This window comes from Fontibacillus panacisegetis, assembly GCF_900102215.1.
GTDB classification, from domain to species: Bacteria; Bacillota; Bacilli; order Paenibacillales; family Paenibacillaceae; genus Fontibacillus; species Fontibacillus panacisegetis.
In genome coordinates this window covers 106217-123530 of the sequence record NZ_FNBG01000006.1, presented here as the reverse complement: position 1 = coordinate 123530, position 17314 = coordinate 106217, and the positions used below count along the sequence as shown (strand labels likewise).

The following is a 17314-nucleotide window of genomic DNA, read 5'->3' as shown; positions in this document are numbered from 1 at the left end:
ACTTGCGCATGAAGAGTAAAAAACCAGGAAATATGGTTTCTCGCAGTATGCGGGAAGGGGTTCTCCTGAGCTTTATTTTATTAGCTGTTATTTCGTATGTATTGTATACATATGGTTACTTTAAACCGTCTACTGACTGGAGAAGAGGGGTACAGGCCGGAATCATGTTGCTGACTCTGCTTCTTAGCATAGGGGCAACATATGGATTTTTTCAGGGCTATCGCAACAAACGAAAAATAGATCAGCTTCGCGATGCGCTACTGCAATGGGAGAAGGGTAATAAGACCGATACGGTTCCAAAGCTCGGAGACGATGAAGTCGGCCGGCTGGGGGAACAGCTAGAGAGAATTGGAAAGAGATGGGAAGAACAGGTGACCTCACTTCAGCGTTTATCGACGCATAATGCCCAGCTTGCAGAGCAAGCTCGTGTCTCGGCTATTGTAGAGGAAAGACAGCGTTTAGCTAGAGAGCTGCATGATGCGGTTTCTCAGCAGTTATTCGCGATTTCAATGACTGCTACAGCTGTAGGCCGTACATTGGAAAAGGATTTTGACAAGGCACAGCGTCAAGTGGAACTGATTGAAGAGATGGCCTCAGTGGCTCAATCCGAAATGAGAGCCTTGCTGCTTCACTTACGCCCGGTCTATTTGGAGGGCAAGGAATTGTCTCAAGGCTTGCTGGATTTGGTAAGAGAGCTAAAGACAAAAGTACCGATGGAGCTTACACTGGAGATGGATGATGAGCTTAATCTTGGTAGAGGAATAGAGAATCATTTGTTCCGTATTATTCAGGAAGCGATGTCTAATACACTTCGGCACTCCAAGGCAGATAAGATGGAGATTCGAATTCACCGTAAATTGAATGTCGTTAAAGTAACTCTAAGAGATAATGGTTTAGGCTTTGAGCTGGATGAGAAGAAGCAGACCTCCTACGGCTTGTCTACGATGCAGGAACGTGTAAGGGAAATTGGAGGATCTATTCAATTTATTACGGCTCCCGGCAAAGGGACGCGCATTGAGATCACAGTACCTTTAATGAACGAGGAAAACGAAGGGGACGAGTTCGATGGAATTGGACAGAGAGATTAAGGTGTTGCTTGTTGACGATCATGAGATGGTTAGAATTGGACTGGCAGCGGTACTCGGTACTGAAGAAGGGATCGAGGTCGTTGGCGAGGCCAGCAGTGGGGAGGAAGGCATCCGGCTGGCACAAGAGTATAAGCCCGACGTTGTATTAATGGACCTTGTCATGGAAGGTATGGACGGGATAGAAACGACAAGACAATTGCTAGCCCTCTATCCCGATTGTAAAGTGATCGTATTAACAAGTTATTTAGATGATGAGAAGATGTATCCGGTTATTGAAGCTGGTGCATTCAGTTATTTGCTCAAAACCTCCAGAGCTACTGAAATAGCTGATGCGATTCGTGCTGCAGTTCGTGGACAATCGGTATTGGAGTCTCAGGTTGCATCTAAAATGATGAACCGTTTCCGTCAACCTAAAGCAGAAACTCCGGCCCATGAAGAGCTCACGGAGCGGGAAATGGATGTTTTGCGTTTGCTGGCTCAAGGCAAATCTAATCAGGATATCGCAGACGACCTTATCATTGGCATCAAAACCGTAAAATTTCATGTAACGAATATTTTGGCCAAGCTGGGCGTGGAAGATCGAACTCAAGCGGCCATTTACGCATATAAGAACGGTTTGGCAGAGTAGGGTAATAGCATATTTTATGAGTTAGACAACTTGTAAGAGGTGGAGTGAGTAACCCGAAGATCTATATTCACTTCGCCTAAATTGATTTTTGAAAGGGCGTCGTGCTCGTTAGAACGGTATTTTTGCCATTCCCGATTATGCATACGGTACAGAAAATCATCTAGCTTGTATATATCTAAGTTGTTTGCTTTGGCAGACTCGTAGTCAGTGCGTATCTGCTTCTCCATCATTTGCTTAGCGATTTGCTTGATTTCTACGGCGGTTACTCTGCTACCAGCATCAATATCAACAACGTTAGCTCGGACGCGAACGTTTATGTTTGCCTGAATGTTATCGTTAGCTATACGAAGCTTAACTGTTGAAACAGGATGAATGACGTTAATCACCACTTTTTTACCCTCTTTGGTTTCGAACCGAAGAGGGTATTTATGCATATATTTGTAGGACACCCATCTAGCCCCATTAAGCTGTTTTTGATCGATAAATCCCCGATTTTTTCCTCTGGAAATAACGTATACACCATTTAATTTAATGAGAGATTGTGGCTTGTTATCGTTCTCCCAGACACTGTCTGTAACTGTGATTGAAGGCAGTAATAATGATGCCGCAGGTTCTTTGACACCGTTAACGAGCTTCAATAGTCGCTGAGGCTCTACAGATGAATACTGTTTATATAGCTCCTCAGGGTCCATTAGCTCCGAATTTAGTGAGGATTGGTTCAGTAGGGCAACGCTGCTGAATAGCTTGGAGATGTCCTGCTCCGTGCCGAATACCCAAGGTGTGTATCTCAAATCACGAGATCTGAGAAGACCGTTAAGGGTATCGGGCAGTTCTTTATCCAGCAATGCTTTGGACATCACAATCGCTTTGACATGTGTCCACAGGGTTTGCTGCTGTGAGGATGGATACATATGGTTGAGCGCTTCGCTAATTGTACCTCCTTCAGCTTTGCCAATCCAAGTATCTGACTTTTCGATACCGCTGGAAGCCCCTTCTTGTTTGGAGATTTTTGAAAAATCAAGTAATTGAGCGTAAATAACATAGTGATCTTTTACATAGTCGATTCCTAGGGCAGTCACGAAATTGACAGTCTGCACTTCTTTTAAATCCCAGCAGCCTGTAAGCATAGTGATCATGATAAGAAAGACGATGACATTTCTCAAGGATTATTACCTCCTTTGGTATCATCATTGGTGCGCATAATTTGAGGTCTTTTTATTTGCTTGAGCTCAGGTTTTTTAAAGAGTGAAAAAAAGAGATCGTTCTTGCGAAAAGGAGAGAATGGAGATAAATATGGAACTCCGTAATTTTCTAAGGACGCTATATAGAATACAACGGCGATTGCGCTGATCAAAAAACCAAACATCCCCAGTACAGAAGAAGCAATAAGGATAATTAAACGAATCTGGGAGGTCGTTCCACTTAACGTCTGATTGATGAGCGTAGAGGCAGAAACAATAGTGATAGCTACGGTTACGATAATTGTAGGTGACGTTATGCCTGAACGAATCGCTGCATCTCCGATAATTAAGCCTCCAACAACGGTAACAGTCTGGCCAAGAGCCTTGGGAAGACGTCTTCCTGCTTCATTAAAAATTTCAAACAGAAAAAGCATCATAAAGGTTTCAAGTGGGATCGGAAATGGCAAACCGTGCCTTGAATTACTTATCGTTGCCAACAGGGGTAGAGGGATTTGCTCCAGATTAAAGCTGGTCAAAGCAATATAAAATCCAGGCAGGAATAAGGCGATACAAAGCCCGAAAAGCCGCAAAAATTTTTGAACGATTTGGAGATAGTAGACAGTACTGGAGTCCTCCGGAGAGCTCAATAAGTTGGTAAGTGTAATGGGAGCAATAATGCCCATAGGTGATCCTTCGACAAACACTGCAAATTTTCCGTTGAGCAATGCGGATGTGACAAAGTCAGGGCGTCCTGAATAATCAGTAAGCGGGAAATAAGCCCGATGGCTGGAGCCTGTAATAACAGATTCAATAAAAGACGTACCAATAATAGCATCGATGTTGATTTCATCTAATCGTTTTCGTATCTCATAAAGAATGTCGGAGTTGATAATGTCCTCAATATAAATCAGAGCAACACTTGTTTCGCCTCTTTTTCCTTTTACATAAGTTTCAACGCATAGTGAATGAGAGCGCAGCCTTTTGCGGAGCAGGGCGATATTAGTAGATAAATCTTCGGTGAACCCGTCGCGAGCTCCTTTAATGGAGGCTTCGGTCAACGGTTCATCTGGAGAACGGGCAGGCGGGCTGGCTATATCCAGACGAAAAAAAGCTTGAAGAGCACCAAAATAAACAATCAGACTCCCGCTATAGACGTAATATGATATTTCATGAAGCAGGTCTTTTTCTTGTAATGGCGTAAACGGCAAGTGCCTGTTCATGGTAATGTCTGAGGTTTTTGGATGAGGGAAATCCTGAAATAATGCGTCGAATCTAGGCAAAACAAATTGATTAATCTGTGTAACGTCAGACATTCCAAGGCAATAGACCAGTGTGATCATCTGCTCATCGTGCTCGGACCCTGTTACATTGAATTCATGGACTACAACATCAGCAGATTTTTGAAAATAAGACCTTAGAAAAGCTGTGTCTATTTGGAGATCATCAGGAGAGGCCGTTGTATTTGAATGATCGTTTTCGTTAAGAGTCATGAATAGAACTCCCTTTCTTCAGTGTGCTGATGAATATGCTTAAAGAAAACATCAGTGCAAAAGCCGTAAGCAGAATTAAATTTCCCGGGAAAATATAATCCATCGAGAGTTGGAGAAATGTCATGTCATTAAGAGCATAGGAGCCGAGCGGGACCAACAAAATAGCCAGACATAACAGAAAATAGGATCTTTGTTTTGGCATTTTGAACTTCCACATATCTGCTGCAAAAAACAAGGCTAAGGAAATACGAGTACAGGTTCCAGATAACCATTGGTAGGTGGAGAAGAAGTCTGTCTGGGAAATATATTTTCCAAATCCAGCTATTCTCCATTCTTCGTATGCAGGATATCGCTGTGTTGCGGCCTCAAAAGGATTAAACTCTGCGATTGATCCAGTCAATGGACCAAGGGTTAATCCAAGCATAATGACGAAAAGAAACAGATAATGTCTTTTTTTGAGTGGCTTGGCCAAATGAGGTTGCAGGAACAGGAGAAAGGATAATTCAAATAAGCCTGTACAGGAATAGAGTCCACCTCGTAGAATAGGCATCCACCCATTTTCGAATATAGGAAACAATTGGTTGTAATCTTTCTGCTCGATATTGACGATTCCGACATAGAACCCAAGTACGATGACTAAAGGCAGGAGAAGTCCTGCGGTAAAAGTGATCGACCTTATTCCAGCTCTTGAAGCACTGAAGCATAGAATCATTAGAGTTAAAGAAGTAACAATGACCGGGGTAAAAGGCATAAAGGAAACTTTGGTCCACATCACGGTATCGAATAGACTGAACCAGGCGACAGTGAAAAAAAACAAAGTGAAAATTACGCGGAATACATAAGAAGGGATTTTGCCAAAATACACCTCTAGCCACTCGTGAAGCCGCATATTTCGAGTATGAGATGAGATGTATATGAGCAGGCCTGTATAAATCGCAAATGGGATTCCTGAGAGCAGTACCGCTACCCAAGCATCTCGTAGAGCTGATTGCAAAATGGCGGGAATAATAAATACATGATTTGTAATGCCTACAGTAAGCATAATGGTCATGATGGCCTGAGATATCGTCGGTTTTAGTGTGCTCAGCATAGCTTGATAGTCCCCCGGTTTTGCAAATTTCGCCTTAGTATTTCCAAATAAATGTGAGATATGCGGTATTGGAGGGTATAAATGGTTCCCTATCAGGGCATTCTAATTTCATAGATTCATAGAGTGCGAAATCAGAATCGGGGGATATTCGGAGATGCTGAACTCATTTATTTTAATTAGAAAAATCGGATGGTTTGTGATCGGCTGCATTATAATAACAGTGGTAATCGTCTTTAGCAGTGCAAAATCCTCAGAGGCAAATGCAGATCGTGCTGTTAATGCTGATTCAGTTGAGCAAGCAGGGAAGCAGTGGCAGCAACTAATATCTATTGCACAGCAATGGAGTAATGACAATATAACTGCTACAGTTAAGTGGCAGGGCACATGGAATACTTTACTGTCACCGGAGGAAGCAGCAGTAGTACTTACTTCACGTCTTGGATTGCCAAATGCACTTGAAGAAAATGTACAGGGTCATAGCGTGTATAGTTCATATAGCGAAGTGGGCAAGGTTTATTCTAAATTGACGGTAACACCACAAGGAACAGGAATGTATTATGTTATGCTTAGAATGGAGACAGGCGGCTCAGAACAGTTGACTGAATTTACAGAAATGCAGCTGGGGTACGGAGAACTGCTTATAGATGAGGGCGTTGCTGCCCATTGGAACGGAGCACTGCAAGGAACAGCAAAAAAAGAAATTGTAGCGCCAAATATTTCCGAATCAAGTCTTATAGAAACAATCGAAGAAGATACTGTTCAAAAATTAAAAATGAAGCAAGTGGAAAGTTATGATGATTTGGGCACAGTGAGCCGTACGTATGAAATAGAAGAGTGGCCGATTGCTGTATTCAGCGGATCTCATAAAGTATCCCTGCAGCTAGGTGTTCATTTCAATTCAGGTGACAATGCATATGAAATTTCTGCAGGTTCTCCACTTCTCACAGTCGAATATTAAGTGAACTAGTAAATAATAGTTAAATATTAGATAAACATTAGATAAATATTAGATGAATTTTCTAAATTGATAACATTTTTTGATATGAATTTGATGGCATCCTTTCTGTGAATATGCTAAAATGACATCACATCCAGTGATGCCGTGTAATTTCATGTCATTGATGGGGATTGAATAAAAATACACTATATTACATAGAAAGAATGAGGAGCCATGGCTGAAATTCAGAATCTAGAATCACTGCAGACACCTGGAGCGGTATTTTTTATTTTTGGAGCAACCGGAGATTTAGCACGTCGTAAGCTCTTTCCTGCTATTTATTCATTGTATCGCGAAGGAAAGCTGGCTGAGGATTTCGCAGTGATCGGCGTGGCACGTCGCCCGCGTACAGAGGATGAATTCCGGGACGATTTGTACAATTCCATTCAGGAATTTTGCCGCTACAAAGTAGATGATACAACAAAATGGGCACAATTTGCAGAGCATTTTGCTTATAAATCTTTGGATATCAATAATGTTGATGGATACCACGAACTACGTGAACTGACGGAATCTGTTGAATCACGTTTTGATATCCCAGGTAACCGTCTATTCTATCTTGCACTTGCACCGGAGCTGTTCGGAAGCGTTTCGTTCAACCTGCAAAAGGGTGGCATGCTGGAAAGCAAGGGATGGCATCGACTGGTTATTGAGAAGCCTTTTGGTTATGACCTGCATTCGGCTCAGAAGCTTAACGAAGAGCTGAATCAAGTCTTCAAGGAAGAGGAAATTTATCGGATTGACCACTATCTCGGTAAGGAAATGGTTCAGAACATTGAAGTGATTCGTTTTGCGAATGCATTCTTCGAACCGTTATGGAATAACAAGCATATCGCTAACATTCAAATTACGCTCAGCGAAACGGTTGGCGTAGAAGAACGCGGCGGATATTACGATAATTCAGGTGCTCTTCGCGATATGGGTCAAAACCATATGCTGCAAATGCTCACTATGATTGCGATGGAGCCGCCTAGCCGTCTGTACCCTGAAGATATTCGGGATGAGAAGGTGAAGGTGCTTCGCTCACTCAGACCTTTTGCTTCTGGGGAAGAAGTGAAGGAGAACGTGGTGCGTGGTCAGTATATCCAAGGCGAGAGCAAGGGCAAGACATTGCCTGGATACCGTGAAGAGGACAAGGTGAATCCTGAGTCCAATACGGAAACTTATTTTGCTGCTAAAGTTATGGTTGATAATTTCCGTTGGGCTGGAGTTCCTTTCTATATTCGTACAGGTAAACGCCTGCCAGTTAAAACAACAGAGGTTGTCGTTGAGTTCAAGCAGATGCCGACTAACGTTTATTTGGGCCAAAAGCATAATCTGGAACCAAACTTGTTAGTTATTCGTGTTAATCCGATGGAAGGAATCTACATCAAGATCAATGCGAAGAAACCAGGCTCTGAGTCCAAAATCGAACCGTTGGCTATGGAATTTTGCCAAAGCTGCCAGGTTGGGATTAACTCCCCTGAAGCTTATGAGCGTCTGATCCATGATGCTGCTCAAGGAGACTCAACGTATTTTACTCGTTGGGATGAAGTAGCAACCGCTTGGGCTTTCGTGGATCGCATTGCTGAAGCATGGGCTCAAAATCCTGCTGACATTAGTCGTTATGCTGCTGGATCATGGGGACCTCAAGAGGCTGAGCAGTTGCTTGCTAATGATGGTTTCCACTGGTGGCCGGTAAATGGTCAGGATGAAGACGATGTAGTATGGACTGCATCGACATAATCTGAAGCAACCATATAACCTAATATTAAAGCCATCGCCCTGCTTACATTCTTATATAAGCAAGGGGATGGCTTTTTTTGCGGAATGAAGGATGGTTGGACAGGTTTAAAATATGATACAATAAAAGACATGACTTTGTGGAAGCGAGAGGAAAGTGAGAATGAGCAAAGCATTGGAACAAGTGCTGGGGCAGGAAGTAGATAAACGAAGAACGTTTGCGATCATTTCCCACCCGGATGCAGGGAAAACGACATTAACTGAAAAGCTGCTTCTGTTTGGCGGAGCTATTCGTCTGGCAGGTTCAGTAAAAGCTCGTAAAGCGAGCAAGCATGCAACAAGTGACTGGATGGAAATTGAGAAGCAACGTGGTATCTCTGTTACTTCTTCAGTTATGCAGTTTGATTATAATGGCCACCGGATCAACATTTTGGATACGCCAGGACACCAAGATTTCAGTGAAGATACTTATCGTACTCTTACAGCCGCTGACAGCGCTGTGATGCTGATCGACGTGGCGAAGGGTGTCGAGGCTCAGACGATCAAGCTTTTTCAGGTTTGTGCCAAACGTGGAATTCCGATCTTTACCTTTATAAATAAACTTGACCGTGAAGGCAGAAGTCCATTTGAATTGATGGAGGAAATTGAGCAGGTACTGGGTATTCGTTCCGTGCCTATGAACTGGCCGATCGGTATGGGTCGTGAACTGTGCGGAGTGTATGACCGGATGAATGATCAAGTTGAGTTATTTCAAGGCGATGACCACACAACGATTCAGCTTAAAAAAGTGGATGGTTATGAAGATCCGGTCATTCGTGAAATGGCGGGGGATTTTCTGCATGATCAGCTGTGTCAGGATTTAGAGCTGCTTGATGTAGCTGGAGACCCGTTTGATCTTGAGAAAGTAAAACGCGGCGAGCTTACGCCTGTGTTCTTTGGCAGTGCGGTCAACAATTTTGGTGTTCAGACGTTTCTGGAGAATTTCCTGAAGCTAGCTCCTAAACCTGAACCACGCCGCAGCACGGAAGGACTTGTAGAACCGACTAATGAGAAGTTCTCAGGTTATGTTTTCAAAATTCAGGCCAACATGAACCCGGCTCACCGGGATCGTATCGCTTTTTTACGGATCGTTTCGGGCAAATTCGAACGCGGGATGACGGTGAAGCATGTAAGAGCAGGTAAAGAAATTAAGCTGTCTCAACCACAGCAATTTTTGGCGCAGGATCGCGATATCGTATCAGAGGCATATCCTGGTGATATTATCGGTTTATTTGACCCGGGTATTTTTCGGATTGGAGATTCTTTAAGTCAAGGTAGTGAAATTGTATTTGATGAGCTTCCTACGTTCTCTCCTGAAATTTTTGCAAAGGTAACGGTTAAAAATGCGCTCAAACATAAGCAGTATCAAAAAGGGATCGATCAGTTGACGGAAGAAGGAACGATCCAGGTGTTCACGACGGTTGGCTTCGAGGATACGCTGCTTGGCGTGGTCGGTCAGCTTCAATTCGAGGTGTTCGAATACCGAATGAAGGGTGAATACGGGGTTGATGTACAGCTTCAACGTATGCCGTTCCAGTTCGCGCGCTGGATCATTGCTGACAAGATTGATCCTTCCAAGTTCCGTATTAACTCGACTTTGGTGAAGGACAAAAAGGGTAACTATGTGGCTCTTTTCGAGAATGAGTATGCAATGCGTACGGCTATGGAAAAAAATCCGGATGCTAAATTCCAGGAGATGGCTCCATAATCATAATCATAAGAACAATTCAGCATGATGTTTAAATTAATAACAAGCCTTCTAATTGGCCGGGTATGGCCTGAAGAAGGCTTGTTATTTTTAAGACGGGCATTGTTTATTTCAGCGGTCTGAGATTCGTGGCTTCAAGCTGGTTGCTGAGAACAGAGACTAATTCATCCTGCTTGGTGTGATCGATATTTTTCCAGATGACCTCAAAAACAACCCCTAATCCGGGTAATGCTGCTTCTTGAGCATCGATGGAACCTTCAATCATATCCTTTAGTCCATCCTGGTTTTTACCTTGGATTTTGTGCATAACGGCTTGACGCAAGTCCATTGTGATTGGCACGGAGTATCCCTCCTTGAAATAGTAATTGCCCAAAATTTAATGTTCCCGATCTGCGTCCTGGAAATTCAGGACTATAAAGGGGCAAATACGCAATTCATTGGTGATTGTGGTATACTTAGTCGAATCCATTTTGTCATGGGGTGATGAAAGTTATGGCACACAAAGCTGCGAAAAAACAATATGCCGTTATCGGCATGGGGCGGTTCGGTTTTAGTGTTGCTAATGCGCTAAGCAGTATGGGATTTGATGTTCTAGCTATTGACTCTGATGAACATAGTACCCAAGCGGTATCCAATATTGTAACACATGCGGTAACTGCAGATTCTACGGATGAAGAGGCGCTGCGCGCCCTTGGTATTCGGAATTTTGACGTTGTCGTTGTAGCGATTGGTGAAGATATTCAAGCAAGTATTTTGACCACGTTGATACTGAAGGATCTTGGTGGGCCATTGATTGTTGTTAAAGCTCAGAACGAGCTGCATGGTAAAGTGCTTAATAAAATTGGTGCAGATAAAGTTATTTTTCCAGAGCGTGATATGGGGCTTCGGGTTGCGCATCATTTGACCTCGCCTAATATCCTTGATTATATTGAGCTGTCGGATGAGTACAGCATTGTTGAGCTAAAGGCAACGAAAGCGATGTTTGGACAAAACCTGAAAGAGCTTGATATTCGTGCACGCTTTGGCTGTAACGTTATGGCGATTAAACGAGGGACCAAGATGAATATTTCACCTGCCGCAAGTGATAAGCTTGCTGATGGAGATATTCTAATTATTGTTGGTGAAAAGAGCGACTTAACGAAGCTCGAACTAGCTTATTCCGAAGAATAAATACAGATATAAGGATGAACAAAGTGATGGAAATATTGTCATCGCAAAATTCCCGGGTTAAGGAATGGGCGGCTCTGCTTGAAAAGAAGCACAGGGACAAGCAAGGTAAATATATAATTGAAGGCATTCATCTCGTGAAGGAAGCGCTGACTGCCAAAGCGGATATTGAATGTATTTGTTATGATTTGGAAAAAGGGATTCCCAGTGAACTTTCAGAGGTTTCAGCGGGCGGTCTTGATGTAGAGTGGATTGGCGTATCCGCAGCTGTTATTGGAAAGTGCAGCGATACTTTGTCACCTCAACCTGTCTTTGCCGTAGTACACAAAGGCAATCCATCGCCAGATGGGCTGTTGAAGATTCCTAATGGACTAGTTGTTGTATTGGACGGAGTTCAGGACCCCGGCAATGTGGGTACAATTATTCGCAGTGCAGATGCAGTTGGAGCAGATGGGGTCATTGTTGGACGAGGTTGCGCTGACATCTATGGTCCGAAGGTTATACGTTCAACGATGGGATCTTTGTTCCATTTGCCTGTTGTGCCGTGTGATTTGAAAGAGATTTTGCCACAGGCGAAAGAGCAGGGCATTCGTCTTGCCGGGACAAGTCTGCAGGCGAGCGGGAACTGCTTCACCTACGACTTCACAGGAGCAGTCTGGTTGCTGTTCGGTAGTGAAGCGAAGGGGCTGAGTGAGGAAGTTCGTGAATTAATGGACGACGGCTTGCTCATCCCGATGCATGGACAGGCTGAGTCATTGAATGTGGCGATGGCAGCTTCTGTGCTGCTGTATGAGGCATTGCGGCAGCGGTGTTATAATTAATAAAAAAATCCTGATGTGAGTTATATCGTAAACCGAGACTTATTTTAAGATAGTTTGAGAAAATTGCAACATCAGAATGAGACAATCAAATGGCGGCAAAATCTTGTAACACAAGGATTTGCTGCCATTTGGTTTGCTATAAAACGTTAATTTGATAAAGTAATCAAGGATTATTTGCAACGTAACGATATTTTCATGCAATGTCATCCAAGCAACCTATCTTACATTTGCACAGGTAAAAAAATCTATTATAATTTAATTAAAATTTAGAAAATAAAGGAAGAGTGGAGCGCAATGATGATAGTCTTATATATTTTCATGGGAATCTTTGCACTGTTCCTTCTGTTAGTCTTATTACTTATAGTACTTAAAAAAATAAATGATAAAAAAACAGAGCAGGATGTCCTGAAGTTTATTGTGAAAAATCCGGATCGGGCATCTTTTTATGTTATGGAAAATGGTAAGATATTGGTCAATACGGGTGCTGAGATTAAACGTCCTTTAGCGAGTGTTGTCAAAATAATGGTGCTTGCTGAATTTGCTGAACAGGTTAGTGCAGGGATGATCGATGTGGCTGAAGAGGTACACTTGTCATCCTTAAATCGATTTTATATCCCCAAAACAGATGGTGGAGCACATTCGAAGTGGTTAGATAATCTTAAAGAACAAGGTTTAGATTTGGAAGCTAAGTGTACATTGAAGGAAGTAGCTCGCGGAATGATTCTGTATAGCTCTAACGCTAACACAGAGTTTTTAATTGAGAAACTTGGACTTGAAGCTATTAATCATAGAATTCAGGAATGGGGGTTAGAGCAGCATGATCTGATTTATCCCTTATCTTCTTCAATGCTGATCCCTTCTTATTTAATGGATACGTTAGATTTATCAAAAAAACAGGTTGCTGCTTATATTGCAGACATATCTTATTCCGATTATGCAAACAAAGCTTCAGAAATATTTAATTTATTGCAAAGTGATGAAGAAGGCAAGTGGATTGATCAATTGAATCGGCAAGAAACGAGTGGATTGAAGCTACAGGAATTGTGGTCAGCAAAATTACCAGGATCAACCGTTCAGGAGTATGCACATATGCTGGCGGATATTCAGGAAGGGAAGCTACTCAGCGAGCAAGCGCAGCCTATTTTTCATGAGCTTATGGAGATTAAGCTGAAGAATCCCGAGCCCTTCATTTATGTAGGCCAAAAAGGAGGATCATCGATCAGTATAATTAATCAGGTAATCTATTCTGAGGATATGAATGGAAATAAGATTCAATTTGCTTTATTTATTCATGATCCATTTGGCGCGGATCGAATTTGGCTGAACAAGAAATTTGACTTGTTTATTAATAAATTTTTTAAGGATGAGCCCTTTAAACAGCAAGTGGTTGAGGCCTTGGCGTAAGAGGGGCTGTCCCAAAAGTAGGGTTAGTGTCAAAACTAGAAATAGCGGTGCAAGGAAGATGATCCCTGCACCGCTTGATCCTGCCACACATTCTATGACCGTATCTCAAGTGTAATAGTGTCATGATGCGGAATTCCTGAAATTGCTGCAAATGTGCAGGCTTTCTCTAAGGATTCTCTTCAAACTAGTCTATTCTGAAACATATTCCTGCATTTTTGCATCCTTTTCCTGATATCTTGCCATTACACTGCTAAACAAGAAGCGTCCCTCAAAGTTATCTTAGATAACTTTTGGGACAGCCTCTTCATTCACCTAAAGTACTCAATACCGTTGCGATTAGAGCTAGAATTTCCGCTATTTAGGTACTAACTGCGGCTATCTCACTGTACGGACAGCCCTTTTTGAATGTTAGTGCTACTTCCACCACTCATCAAAAGGCGTAGTAGGCAACTCCCGTTTGTGCTGTGTAATGTTGTAGCGTTGCTCGATTTTTGCTTGAACCTCAGGATCAACAGTTTTGCCCAGGAGATAATCGTCGAGAACATTATAGCTAATGCCAAGCTCGGTTTCATCGGCTTGTTGCGGTTTGTTGTCCAGCAGGTCAGCGGTTGGTGTTTTCAAATAAATTCGCTCTGCGGCGCCAAGCTCTTTCAACAGCTCGCGTCCTTGACCTTTAGTAAGTCCGGTAAGTGGAAGGATGTCAGCACCGCCGTCACCAAATTTGGTGTAAAATCCAGTGACGGCTTCTGCTGCATGGTCAGTTCCTACAACGAGACATCCGCGTTCTCCTCCAATGGCGTATTGAGCGATCATGCGCATTCTGGCTTTGACATTACCTTTGTGGTAGTCAGATATAGGACCTGTCGTGGATTCAACAAAGGTGTCTGCCAAGGCAACTACGGATTTTTCAATGTTGAATGTTAAGGATTGGTCCGGCTTAATAAATTTCAGCGCCTCTTGTGCATCGTCTTCATCGTGTTGAACTCCATAAGGCAAACGAACGGCGTAGAAGATAGCTTCATATCCTTCAGCACGAAGCTCTTCAACAGCAAGCTGAGACAAGCGTCCGGCAAGAGAGGAATCCTGACCTCCGCTAATTCCGAGTACAAAACCTTTGGCATGTGCTTTTTTGCAATAAGCTTTTAAGAAGTCAATACGGTTGCGAATTTCCTCTTGTGCATCAATGACCGGTTTAACATTCAATGCCTTAATAATTTGTTGTTGTACGCTCATGATCAACACTCCTATCATTTATTTATATAAGTTGTGAGCTTTCATATAATCGTAGCATTCATCAGGAACTAAATACCGGGGTTCTCCGCCTTTTTTGAATTCATCCCTAATGTAGCTTGAGCTAATTTCCATCGCTAGACCTTTATCTATGAGGTGGAAGGTATGTCCGTCATCTGCATTTCTCAGGATCGGGGACTTACTGATCGCAGACAGCATGTTAATGCCATCCCTGGCCATAACGATAAATTTGTTTTCCTGAATTAACTCTTCGGATTTCTTCCATTTTCCTTCCCCGATATCAAGCAGCAGATCAGCCCCCATTATAAAATAGATCTCATCATCAGGAAATTCCTCTTTAAAATGCTTGAGAGTTAAATAGGTGGCGATTTCCCACACCATTTGCTTCATTTCATAATCATCGGCTACAAATTTATCGTTCCCTCTGATAGCCATTAATATCATGTTCCAGCGATGCTCGTCACTGATATTCATCACTTTGTCCGGACGTTTGTTGGAGCAAGGCAGGAAGATTATCTTATCCAGCTTGCAGCGGTGGGCAACTGTGCTTGCAGTCCAAAGATGGACATTTGTGATGGGGTCAAATGATGAACCGTATATCCCGATTTTCGCCATAGTGACCTCCTTAAAGACTTATTCCTGAATCCGTTGATACACTTTTTCCCGAACTTCTTCGATCAGTTTCATTTTATTATTCCAGCAATTCTGACTTAAATTGACCGGATATTCCGCTGGATTCAGCAGGCGTTTATATTCATCCCACAGCACATTCAGGTTTTCCAGTACAAAGCTTTGAATCTCCTGAATCGTAGGTATTTGATACACTAATCTGCCGTTTTCAATGATGGTGTGATGAAGCTCTACTGCTTCGAAATTAGTGACGAATTTGGCTATAAAAGTATGAACTGGATGGAACATTTTGAGGCGATTTTCGTTTTGCGGATTTTCGTCCTCCAAGGCAATGTAGTCGCCTTCCGATTTATGATTTGTTTTGTTCATAATACGGTAGACTTTTTTACGACCAGGTGTCGAAATTTTTTCAGGATTGGCGCTAATTTTAATGGTATCCACCATGTTGCCCTGTTCATCTTCAATGGAAATGAGTTTGTACACGGCTCCGAGAGCAGGTTGATCATACGCTGTAATTAGCTTAGTGCCAATGCCCCAAACATCGATTCTTGCACCTTGCGTCTTCAAGTTCATAATGGTCCCTTCGTCGAGATCGTTCGAAGCGTATATTTTTGCCTCAGGAAAACCTGCTTCGTCCAGCATTCTACGAGCTTCTTTCGACAAATAAGCAAGATCACCGCTATCCAGGCGAATGCCTTTAAAATTGATTCTGTCACCAAACTCCTTAGCCACCTGAATGGCAGTAGGTACTCCAGATTTGAGCGTGTCATACGTATCGACGAGAAATACACAGTCTTTATGGCATTCTGCGTATTTGCGGAAAGCTGTGTATTCGTCGCGATAAGCCTGAACCATCGCATGGGCATGTGTGCCAGCGGTTGGAATACCGAAAACTTTACCCGCTCTCATGTTCGATGTTGCTTCGAATCCTGCGATATAAGCAGCTCTGGTTCCCCAAATAGCCGCATCCATTTCTTGCGCCCTGCGAGTGCCGAATTCCATGCTGATTTCATCGCCAATAACCTGTTTGATCCGCGAAGCCTTAGTGGCTATAAGTGTCTGGTAATTGATGATGTTTAGAACAGCAGTTTCGATCAGCTGAGCCTCTGCTAAGGGAGCTTCAATACACATGATGGGTTCATTCGCAAAAACAAGCTCTCCTTCTTTCATGGACCGGACGGTTCCCGTAAAACGAAGCGATTCCAGATAAGCAAGAAAATTCTCTTCATATCCTTCTTCTCTTAAATAAACCAGGTCACTGTCTGTGAAGCGAAAGTCATGCAAGTAACTAATTACTCTCTCGAGGCCCGCAAAAATGGCATAGCCGTTCTGGAAGGGAAGTTTGCGGAAATAGACTTCGAATACAGCTTTTCGTTCATGTATGCCATCCTGCCAATAGGCTTGAGTCATATTGATTTGGTATTTATCTGTGTGTAGTGCCAGGCTGTCGTCAGCATATAGCGGCTGAGGGGGGTGAATATTCGCTTGAGTGTTCATATGAAATATCCTCCTTTACTATTGAATGCTCTTACTGAATTTGAATGGTCGCACCAAGCGAGCCTTTAAAATGCCGCAATGCCCATGCATGACCTTCTTGGTCAAAGCTAGCTACCGCATCCTCGTGAATAACTAGATTAAAACCTTTGTTGTAGGCATCCACTGCTGTGTGAAGAACACAAATATCGGTGCAAACTCCTACGAGATGCAACTCAGTAATTCCTCTAGCACGAAGCTGAAGCTCCAGATCGGTACCTGCAAATGCACTATATCTCGTTTTATCCATCCAATAGACGTTATCAGCATTTTTGTTGTCCTGATACACACGTTCCAGCTCTCCATACAGCTTGCGTCCATCCGTCCCTTCAATGTTGTGAGGAGGGAACAGCCTGGTTTCAGGGTGAAGAGTATCTCCGAGCTTATGAATATCGATGGCGAAAACGACGTAATCATTGTTTTTGATAAACTCGTTAGCAATGTCCACAATCCGTCTTTCGATCGCTTGCCCCGGCTCTCCACAGGTTAAAGCACCGTCAGCAGCCACAAAATCATAAGTGTAATCAATATTGATTAAAGCTTTTTTGGCGTTCATTTTAATCCC

At 42.8% G+C, this 17314-nt stretch carries 16 protein-coding genes; 8 read left to right on the top strand and 8 right to left on the bottom strand.

The genetic code is table 11. The features are described from left to right. Positions 1-8 precede the first annotated feature (8 nt). A complete protein-coding gene (locus BLS49_RS07775; protein WP_091228119.1) occupies positions 9-1088 on the top strand; it encodes a sensor histidine kinase in 1080 nt (359 codons plus the stop codon). Beyond that, positions 1066-1716 carry a response regulator gene (locus BLS49_RS07770; RefSeq protein ID WP_091228117.1) on the top strand — a complete coding sequence of 217 codons (651 nt, stop codon included), beginning with the start codon at positions 1066-1068 and terminating at the stop codon, positions 1714-1716. Before BLS49_RS07775 ends, BLS49_RS07770 begins: the two co-directional genes overlap by 23 nt. A gap of 14 nt (positions 1717-1730) precedes the next feature. Here the strand turns inward: BLS49_RS07770 and BLS49_RS07765 are convergent, their stop codons facing one another. From BLS49_RS07765 to BLS49_RS07755, 3 genes are read right to left on the bottom strand one after another with little or no spacing between them, the layout of a single operon-like run. Next, positions 1731-2879 carry a Ger(x)C family spore germination protein gene (locus BLS49_RS07765; RefSeq protein WP_091228114.1) on the bottom strand — a complete coding sequence of 383 codons (1149 nt, stop codon included), beginning with the start codon at positions 2877-2879 and terminating at the stop codon, positions 1731-1733. After that, positions 2876-4387 carry a spore germination protein gene (locus BLS49_RS07760; protein ID WP_091228112.1) on the bottom strand — a complete coding sequence of 504 codons (1512 nt, stop codon included), beginning with the start codon at positions 4385-4387 and terminating at the stop codon, positions 2876-2878. Before BLS49_RS07760 ends, BLS49_RS07765 begins: the two co-directional genes overlap by 4 nt. Then, positions 4377-5477, bottom strand: a complete 1101-nt coding sequence (locus BLS49_RS07755; RefSeq protein WP_091228109.1) for an endospore germination permease — start codon at positions 5475-5477, stop codon at positions 4377-4379. The genes BLS49_RS07760 and BLS49_RS07755 overlap by 11 nt, the downstream gene beginning before the upstream one ends. Before the next feature lie 154 nt (positions 5478-5631). On the opposite strand from BLS49_RS07755, the gene BLS49_RS07750 reads away from it, so the two are divergent. The 3 genes from BLS49_RS07750 to BLS49_RS07740 all read left to right on the top strand — a co-directional run bounded on the left by BLS49_RS07750 (position 5632) and on the right by BLS49_RS07740 (position 9943). Next, a complete protein-coding gene (locus BLS49_RS07750) occupies positions 5632-6435 on the top strand; it encodes a YwmB family TATA-box binding protein (protein WP_091228108.1) in 804 nt (267 codons plus the stop codon). A 213-nt stretch (positions 6436-6648) separates the two neighbouring features. Next, complete coding sequence (zwf, locus tag BLS49_RS07745) at positions 6649-8199, top strand: glucose-6-phosphate dehydrogenase (RefSeq protein WP_091228106.1); 1551 nt, start codon at positions 6649-6651, stop codon at positions 8197-8199. 160 nt (positions 8200-8359) lie between these two features. After that, on the top strand, positions 8360-9943 hold the full coding sequence (locus BLS49_RS07740; protein ID WP_091228104.1) for a peptide chain release factor 3: 1584 nt from the start codon (positions 8360-8362) through the stop codon (positions 9941-9943). A gap of 106 nt (positions 9944-10049) precedes the next feature. On the opposite strand, the gene sspI is transcribed toward BLS49_RS07740, so the two are convergent. Further along, entirely contained in the window at positions 10050-10283 is a 234-nt protein-coding gene (sspI, locus tag BLS49_RS07735; RefSeq protein ID WP_091228101.1) for a small acid-soluble spore protein SspI, read from the bottom strand. 152 nt (positions 10284-10435) lie between these two features. Between sspI and BLS49_RS07730 the strand changes: the two genes are divergently transcribed. From BLS49_RS07730 to BLS49_RS07720, 3 genes are all read left to right on the top strand, one after another. Next, positions 10436-11113 carry a potassium channel family protein gene (locus BLS49_RS07730; protein WP_091228099.1) on the top strand — a complete coding sequence of 226 codons (678 nt, stop codon included), beginning with the start codon at positions 10436-10438 and terminating at the stop codon, positions 11111-11113. A gap of 26 nt (positions 11114-11139) precedes the next feature. Further along, positions 11140-11931, top strand: a complete 792-nt coding sequence (locus tag BLS49_RS07725) for a TrmH family RNA methyltransferase (RefSeq protein ID WP_091228097.1) — start codon at positions 11140-11142, stop codon at positions 11929-11931. A gap of 294 nt (positions 11932-12225) precedes the next feature. Continuing rightward, entirely contained in the window at positions 12226-13335 is a 1110-nt protein-coding gene (locus tag BLS49_RS07720; protein ID WP_091228094.1) for a serine hydrolase, read from the top strand. Positions 13336-13749: 414 nt separating this feature from the next. Here BLS49_RS07720 and nadE read toward each other — a convergent pair whose 3' ends face one another. Genes nadE through BLS49_RS07700 form a run of 4 tightly spaced genes read right to left on the bottom strand, consistent with a single transcriptional unit; the run spans position 13750 to position 17305 of the window. Next, on the bottom strand, positions 13750-14568 hold the full coding sequence (gene nadE, locus BLS49_RS07715) for an ammonia-dependent NAD(+) synthetase (RefSeq protein ID WP_091228092.1): 819 nt from the start codon (positions 14566-14568) through the stop codon (positions 13750-13752). 18 nt (positions 14569-14586) lie between these two features. Further along, positions 14587-15201 (bottom strand): nicotinate (nicotinamide) nucleotide adenylyltransferase, encoded by a 615-nt coding sequence (nadD, locus tag BLS49_RS07710; protein WP_091228090.1) that lies wholly within the window; start codon positions 15199-15201, stop codon positions 14587-14589. Between the two features lie 18 nt (positions 15202-15219). Next, a complete protein-coding gene (locus BLS49_RS07705; RefSeq protein ID WP_091228089.1) occupies positions 15220-16713 on the bottom strand; it encodes a nicotinate phosphoribosyltransferase in 1494 nt (497 codons plus the stop codon). A gap of 31 nt (positions 16714-16744) precedes the next feature. Beyond that, the gene (locus BLS49_RS07700; RefSeq protein ID WP_091228087.1) at positions 16745-17305 is read right to left on the bottom strand and encodes a cysteine hydrolase family protein; all 561 of its coding nucleotides are present in this window, start codon (positions 17303-17305) and stop codon (positions 16745-16747) included. Between the last annotated feature and the right edge of the window lie 9 nt (positions 17306-17314).